Below are 6,130 nucleotides of genomic sequence, written 5' to 3'. Positions count from 1 at the left end.
GCGAGGTGCCGGGCCTCGAGCAGCTGCATCCCGGCGGGCGCCTTGACCGACGTCCCAGCGGGGACGACGGCGCGCACGAAGCCCAGGCGGGCGGCCTCCCCGACGCGACGGTCCAGCCCGGTGACGGGCCGGATGTCGCCCGCGAGGCCGACCTCGCCGACCGCGACGGTGCCGGTGGGCAGCGGCTCGCCGGTGCGGGCGGAGACGATCGCGAGGGCCGTCGCGAGGTCGGCGGCCGGCTCGGTGACGCGGGCGCCGCCGATGGTGGAGACGTAGACGTCCTGGTCGGCGAGGCGGAGGCCAGCGTGCCGGTGCAGGACGGCGAGGATCATCGCCAGCCGCGACGACTCGACGCCGCTCGTCGTGCGCCGCGGGTTGGCGAGCGGCGACGGGGCGACGAGCGACTGCAGCTCGAGGGCGAGCGGGCGGCGGCCCTCGAGCGTCACGGTGACGCACGTGCCGGGCACGCCCGCGCCGAGGTGGGAGAGGAACAGCCCGCTCGGGTCGCTGAGCCCGATGATGCCCCGCTCGGACAGCTCGAAGCAGCCCACCTCGTCGGTGGGGCCGTACCGGTTCTTCACGGCCCGGACCATGCGCAGCCGCGAGTGCCGGTCGCCCTCGAACTGGCACACGACGTCGACCAGGTGCTCCAGGGTGCGCGGCCCCGCGACCGTGCCGTCCTTGGTGACGTGCCCGACCAGCAGGACGGGCACCTGCCGCGACTTGGCGACGGCGATGAGCGACGCCGCGACCTCGCGCACCTGGCTCACCCCGCCGGGGGCGCCGTCCACCTCGGCGGACGCGATGGTCTGCACGGAGTCGACGACCAGCAGGTCGGGCTCGTTGGCCTCGACGTGGCCCAGCACGGTGCCGAGGTCGGTCTCGGCGGCGAGCAGCAGCGTGGGCGCGAGCGCGCCGACCCGCTCGGCGCGCAGCCGCACCTGCCCGGCGGACTCCTCGCCCGTCACGTACAGCACGGTCCGGGCGTCGCGGCCGTCGGCGCCGCGCGCGTACGAGGCCGCGACGTCGAGCAGCAGGGTCGACTTGCCGACGCCGGGCTCGCCCGCGAGCAGCACGACGGCGCCCGGCACGAGACCCCCGCCGAGCACGCGGTCCAGCTCCGGCACCTGGGTGGGCGCCGCCTGCGCGGCCGCGACGTCGATCTCCGCGATCGGCCGCGCGGGCGCGCGCCCCGGGCTCGTCGCGACCGTGCGCGGCCCGGCCGACGCGGGTCCCTCGTCGGTGACCGTGCCCCACTCCTGGCACTCGCCGCACCGGCCCACCCACTTGGGCGTGGTCCACCCGCACTCGGTGCAGCGGTAGCCGGGGCGCGACTGCTTGGCGCGGGTGCGGGACGACGTCGTGGTGCTCACGTCGTCAGACGCTAGGTCCCGGCACCGACAGCGGCCCCTCGGCGGCGCGTGCGCGCCGCGCGCGATGATGGCGACATGTCCTCAGCGCCCCCGGACGTGAGCCGTTTCCTGCACGACGGCCGCCTGGAGACGATGCCCCGGCGCCGGGAGCACCGCCGCACGGTGGCCCGCTGGCTCGCGCACGCCGCGCTGCCGGCGCTGCTCGACACGGTCGGCGAGCGGGAGCTCACCGACCGGCTGGCGCGGCTCGCCGACGACCCCGTCGGGGTGCGCCGGGCGCTGGTGGACCTCGGCGTCGTGCACCGCACCCGCGACGGCGCGGAGTACTGGCGCACGGAGGTCACCGAGTTCGACGACGTCGGGTCGGCCGACGACGCCGGGCACGTGACGCTGCACCTCGACGGCGACCGGGTCCACTCGATCGCCACGTTCTACGACGAGCTGAACCGCGTGTTCATGGCGGGCGAGGGCTGGCAGCTCGGCCCGAGCCTCGACGCCCTGGACGACCTGCTGCACGGCGGCTTCGGCGCGGCGCACGGCGCGGACCGGCTGACCGTCGTCTGGCACGGCTTCGCCCGCTCGCGCGAGGCCCTGGGCTACGCCGCGACGCGTGGGTACTACCGGGCAAAGGTCGCGGACCCGCGGTGCGACACCGCGCTGTTCCAAGGGCGGCTCGACGACCTCGAGGCCGGGCGCGGCAAGACCTACGCGGAGCTGGTCCTCGAGGTCTTCGCCGACCATCCCGACGTCGAGCTCTTGCTGCGCTGAGCAGGACCGGCGGCCGAATTTCACCTCGGCACCCCGTTGATCTGTTCGGCAGTTGTCCGTGCCGAACAGATCAGTGGGTTGCCGAACAGAACGGCAATCGCGTGCGAGGGTCCCGCCCGCACCGACCCACACGCCCTAGGCTGCCGGGTGCACCGCCGCCGACCCCGCAGGAGGACATCGTGAGCCAGGCACGCACGGGCGGGAACGGTCGCCCGTCGCCGGAGGTGTTCCGGCGCCGGCGCATCGTGGTGGGGTCGGCCGCGGGCGCGCTGGTGCTGGCGATCGTGCTGCTGACGGCGTTCGTGTGGCCCGGGTTCGCGATGAGCGAGCCGGAGCCGCAGGCCACGGTGACCGCGCCGGTGCCGACGCCGACGATCTCGCCCAGCGGGCGCCCGAAGGACCAGACGGCGTTCGTCAAGGCGCAGCCGGACTCGGTGCTGGCGCTGGCGCTGCGCGAGGCCACGGAGGACAAGTCCTGGGAGGACGACGCGGACGCGGTCGAGTCCTGGCAGCTCGTCTACGCGGACGGCGACGGCGCGGGCGCGACGACGGTCCAGGTGCACGCCGGTCAGTGGGAGGACGACGAGGCGGCGACCGCCGCGTACGAGGCGCTGGTCAAGGCGGCGGGCGACGCGACCGGCGAGGGCGAGGTGTCCGTCGACGGCAAGGCCACCGGCGCGTACGTCGTGACGCCCGGCTCCACCGAGGGCACCGCCGTCGTGACCTGGCGCAACGGCACCGCGGTGCTGCAGGCCAACGGCCCGGCGGACGTCGTCGAGGACTTCTACTCCGCCTATCCGTTGTAGTCCACCGCCGTCCGCGGGCACGTACCGTGGTGCCCGTGAGCGAGCAGACTGACGAGCAGGCCGGTACCCCCGAGAACACCCAGGTGGGCGGCGTGAAGATGGCGTTCCTCGGGACGGGGAACATGGGCGAGGCGGTGCTGGCCGGAGCGCTGTCCGCGGGGGTCGCGCCGCAGGACGTGGTGGCCACCTCCCGCCGGCCCGAGCGCGGCGCGCACCTCACGGACCGGTTCGGCGTCCGCGCGACGACGGACAACGTCGCCGCGGTCGAGGGCGCGCACGTCGTCGTCATCGGGGTCAAGCCCAAGGACGTGGGCGCGATGCTCGACCGCGTCGCCGACGCGCTCGAGCCGGGTGCCGTCGTCGTGAGCGTCGCAGCGGGCCTGCCGCTGTCCTTCTTCGAGCAGCGGCTGCCCGCCGGCACGCCCGTCGTGCGCGCCATGCCCAACACCCCCGCGCTGGTGGGCGCGGGCGTCACCGCCGTCGTCGGCGGGACGGCGGCCCGCGAGGACGACGTCGCGCTCGTCGAGCAGGTGCTCGCCGGCTCGGGCCACGTCTTCCGCGTGACGGAGAAGGACATCGACGCGTTCGGCGCGCTGGCCGGCTCGGGCCCTGCGTACGTGTTCTACGTGGTCGACGCGATGGCGGAGGCGGGCGTGCTGCTCGGCCTCACGCGCGACGTCGCGCGCCGGCTCGCCGTCGAGACGGTGCTCGGCTCGGCGAAGCTGCTCGACGAGACGGGCGAGCACCCTGTGCTGCTGCGCGAGAAGGTCTCCTCGCCCGGCGGCACCACCGTCGCCGCCCTGCGCAAGCTCGACGACGGCGGCGTGCGCGCCGCGTTCCTCGACGCGCTCGAGGCCGCGCGCGACCGGTCCCGCGAGCTCGCGGCCGAGCACGCCTGAGCCGGTCCGGCGGGGGAGCGGTCGTGACGGGCGGTCGGGACGACGGCGGGGGCCCCGCGCGCCGGGGGAGGCGTCCCGCGGGCCAGGAGACCCGCGAGGTCGTGCTGGCCGGTGCGCGCCAGGAGTTCCTCGAGCGCGGCTACGAGGCGGCGTCCGTCCGCTCGGTCGCGCGGCGCGCGGGCGTCGACCCGGGCACGGTGCGGCACTGGTTCGGCGACAAGACGCACCTGTTCACCGCCTCCCTCGGCCTGGTCGACATCGACCCGGCGGCGATCGTGCGGGCGGCGGCCGAGGGCCCCGTCGAGAGCCTGGGGGAGCGGCTGGTGCGGTCGGTCGTCGAGGTGTGGGACACGGACTACGGCGAGACGGTGCGGCTGGTCATCCCCGCCGTGATGGCCGACCCCGGACTGCGCGGGCTGCTGCCGCAGTTCCTGGGCGCCGAGCTCCTGGGGCCGATCGTGCGCCGGCTCGACGTGGACGACGCGCTCCTGCGGAGCGCGCTCGTCGCGTCGCAGATGGCGGGCGTGCTCATGACGCGCTACCTCGTCCCGCTCGGTCCCCTGGCGTCCCTCCCGCCGGAGCGGGTCGCGGCGCTCGTCGGCCCGACCGTCCAGCGCTACCTCACGGGAGATCTCGAGGCCGGCTGACGCTGTGGCCCCGAAATCGCGCTCACCACGGTCGAGGGCGTTGCGCGGCGGGGCGGCGAGGAGCACAATTCCTCACATGGGGAATAACGACGCCGCGGTCCGGGTCCGGAGGCTGTGCGTGGAGCGCGGCGGCCGACCGATCATCGACGGCCTGGACGTGGCGGTACCCGGCGGTCAGGTGGTGGGCCTGCTCGGCCCGTCCGGCTCGGGCAAGACGACGCTGCTGCGCGCCGTCGTCGGCGTCCAGGCGCGCGTGACGGGCGAGGTGACCGTGCTCGGCGAGGCGGCCGGCTCGCCCGGCCTTCGGCGCCGCGTGGGGTACGTGACCCAGGCGGCGTCGGTCTACACCGACCTCACCGTGGTGCAGAACCTGCGCTACTTCGCCCGCCTCGCCGGCCTCCCGCGCACCGGCGCGGAGGCCGCCGTGCGGCGCGCCGTCGCCGCCGTCGACCTGGGCGGGCACGAGAGGCAGCGCGTCGGGACGCTGTCCGGCGGCGAGCGCTCCCGGGTCTCCCTCGCGGCCGCGCTGGTCGCCGACCCCGAGCTCCTCGTGCTCGACGAGCCCACCGTCGGCCTCGACCCCGTGCTGCGCCGCGACCTGTGGGCGATGTTCCGCCGTCTCGCGGGCGAGGGGCGCACCCTGCTGGTCTCCAGCCACGTCATGGACGAGGCCACGCAGTGCGACCGGCTGCTGCTCCTGCGTGACGGGGCCCTCGTCGCCGACACCACGCCGGCCGACCTGCTCGCCACGACCGGCGCGCCGGACGCCGAGCGGGCGTTCCTCGCGCTCATCGACCAGCAGGCCACGACGTCGGGCTCGACGTCCGGCTCGACGACCGGGGAGGGCTCCCGATGACGCTCACCGCCACGACCGCGGGCCGGGTGCTGGCCCAGCTCCGCTTCGACCGCCGTACCGTCGCGCTCATCCTCGTGCTGCCGTGCCTGCTGCTCGGCCTCATCGCGTGGATGTTCGACGGGACCCCGGTGCTCGACCAGTTCGGCCCGATGCTCGTGGGGCTCTTCCCGCTGATCGTGATGTTCCTGGTGACGAGCGTCGCGACGCTGCGCGAGCGGCAGTCGGGCACGCTCGAGCGGCTCATGACGACGCCCCTGCGCAAGGGGGACTTCGTGGCGGGCTACGCGCTCGCGTTCGCCGCCCTCGCGCTGCTGCAGTCCCTGGTGGTCGTGGGCTTCGCGCTCGCCGTCGGGATGGGCGTGCTCGGCCCGCTGTGGCTGGTGCTGGTCGTGGGGATGCTCGACGCGGTCCTCGGCTGCTGCCTCGGCCTCGCCGCCTCCGCGCTCGCGCGCACGGAGTTCCAGGCCGTGCAGATGATGCCCGCGGTGATCTTCCCGCAGCTCATCACCTGCGGGCTGCTCATGCCGCGCGACCAGATGCCCGAGGTGCTCGAGTGGCTCTCGCGCGTCTTCCCGCTCACCTACGCCGTCGAGGCGATGCAGACCCTCGCTGCCGGCGGCGAGTGGGCGGACGTGCAGGGCGCCGTCGGCGCCATCGCGCTGTTCATCGTCGGCGCCGTCGTCCTCGGCGTCGCGACCCTGCGCCGTCGCACCGCGTGACCACCGATGCATCGGGCGTGCTGAATTGCTCCTCAAACGGCCCGTTGGGGGAGCAATTCAGC

At 75.2% G+C, this 6,130-nt stretch carries 7 protein-coding genes; 6 read left to right on the top strand and 1 reads right to left on the bottom strand.

Annotation, left to right across the window (positions count from 1 at the left end):
* A partial coding sequence (gene radA / locus ACFWEK_RS17625) for a DNA repair protein RadA (protein ID WP_430554868.1) occupies nt 1-1,373 on the bottom strand: 1,373 nt, incomplete at its 3' end.
* Nucleotides 1,374-1,448: 75 nt separating this feature from the next.
* Here radA and ACFWEK_RS17620 point away from each other — a divergent pair.
* The 6 genes from ACFWEK_RS17620 to ACFWEK_RS17595 all read left to right on the top strand — a co-directional run bounded on the left by ACFWEK_RS17620 (nt 1,449) and on the right by ACFWEK_RS17595 (nt 6,068).
* A complete protein-coding gene (locus tag ACFWEK_RS17620) occupies nt 1,449-2,141 on the top strand; it encodes a DUF2087 domain-containing protein (RefSeq protein WP_430554867.1) in 693 nt (230 codons plus the stop codon).
* A 179-nt stretch (nt 2,142-2,320) separates the two neighbouring features.
* On the top strand, nt 2,321-2,947 hold the full coding sequence (locus ACFWEK_RS17615) for a hypothetical protein (protein WP_430554866.1): 627 nt from the start codon (nt 2,321-2,323) through the stop codon (nt 2,945-2,947).
* Between the two features lie 35 nt (nt 2,948-2,982).
* A complete protein-coding gene (proC, locus tag ACFWEK_RS17610; protein ID WP_430554865.1) occupies nt 2,983-3,846 on the top strand; it encodes a pyrroline-5-carboxylate reductase in 864 nt (287 codons plus the stop codon).
* A gap of 23 nt (nt 3,847-3,869) precedes the next feature.
* A complete protein-coding gene (locus tag ACFWEK_RS17605; RefSeq protein WP_430554864.1) occupies nt 3,870-4,493 on the top strand; it encodes a TetR family transcriptional regulator in 624 nt (207 codons plus the stop codon).
* A 76-nt stretch (nt 4,494-4,569) separates the two neighbouring features.
* Entirely contained in the window at nt 4,570-5,349 is a 780-nt protein-coding gene (locus ACFWEK_RS17600; protein ID WP_430554863.1) for an ABC transporter ATP-binding protein, read from the top strand.
* Nucleotides 5,346-6,068 (top strand): ABC transporter permease, encoded by a 723-nt coding sequence (locus ACFWEK_RS17595; protein ID WP_430554862.1) that lies wholly within the window; start codon nt 5,346-5,348, stop codon nt 6,066-6,068. The genes ACFWEK_RS17600 and ACFWEK_RS17595 overlap by 4 nt, the downstream gene beginning before the upstream one ends.
* Nucleotides 6,069-6,130: the final 62 nt, after the last annotated feature.

Origin of the sequence: Isoptericola sp. NPDC060257 (assembly GCF_042726645.1) — a bacterium.
Classification (GTDB): Bacteria; Actinomycetota; Actinomycetes; order Actinomycetales; family Cellulomonadaceae; genus Isoptericola; species Isoptericola nanjingensis.
This window is presented reverse-complemented; position numbering and strand designations above follow the sequence as displayed.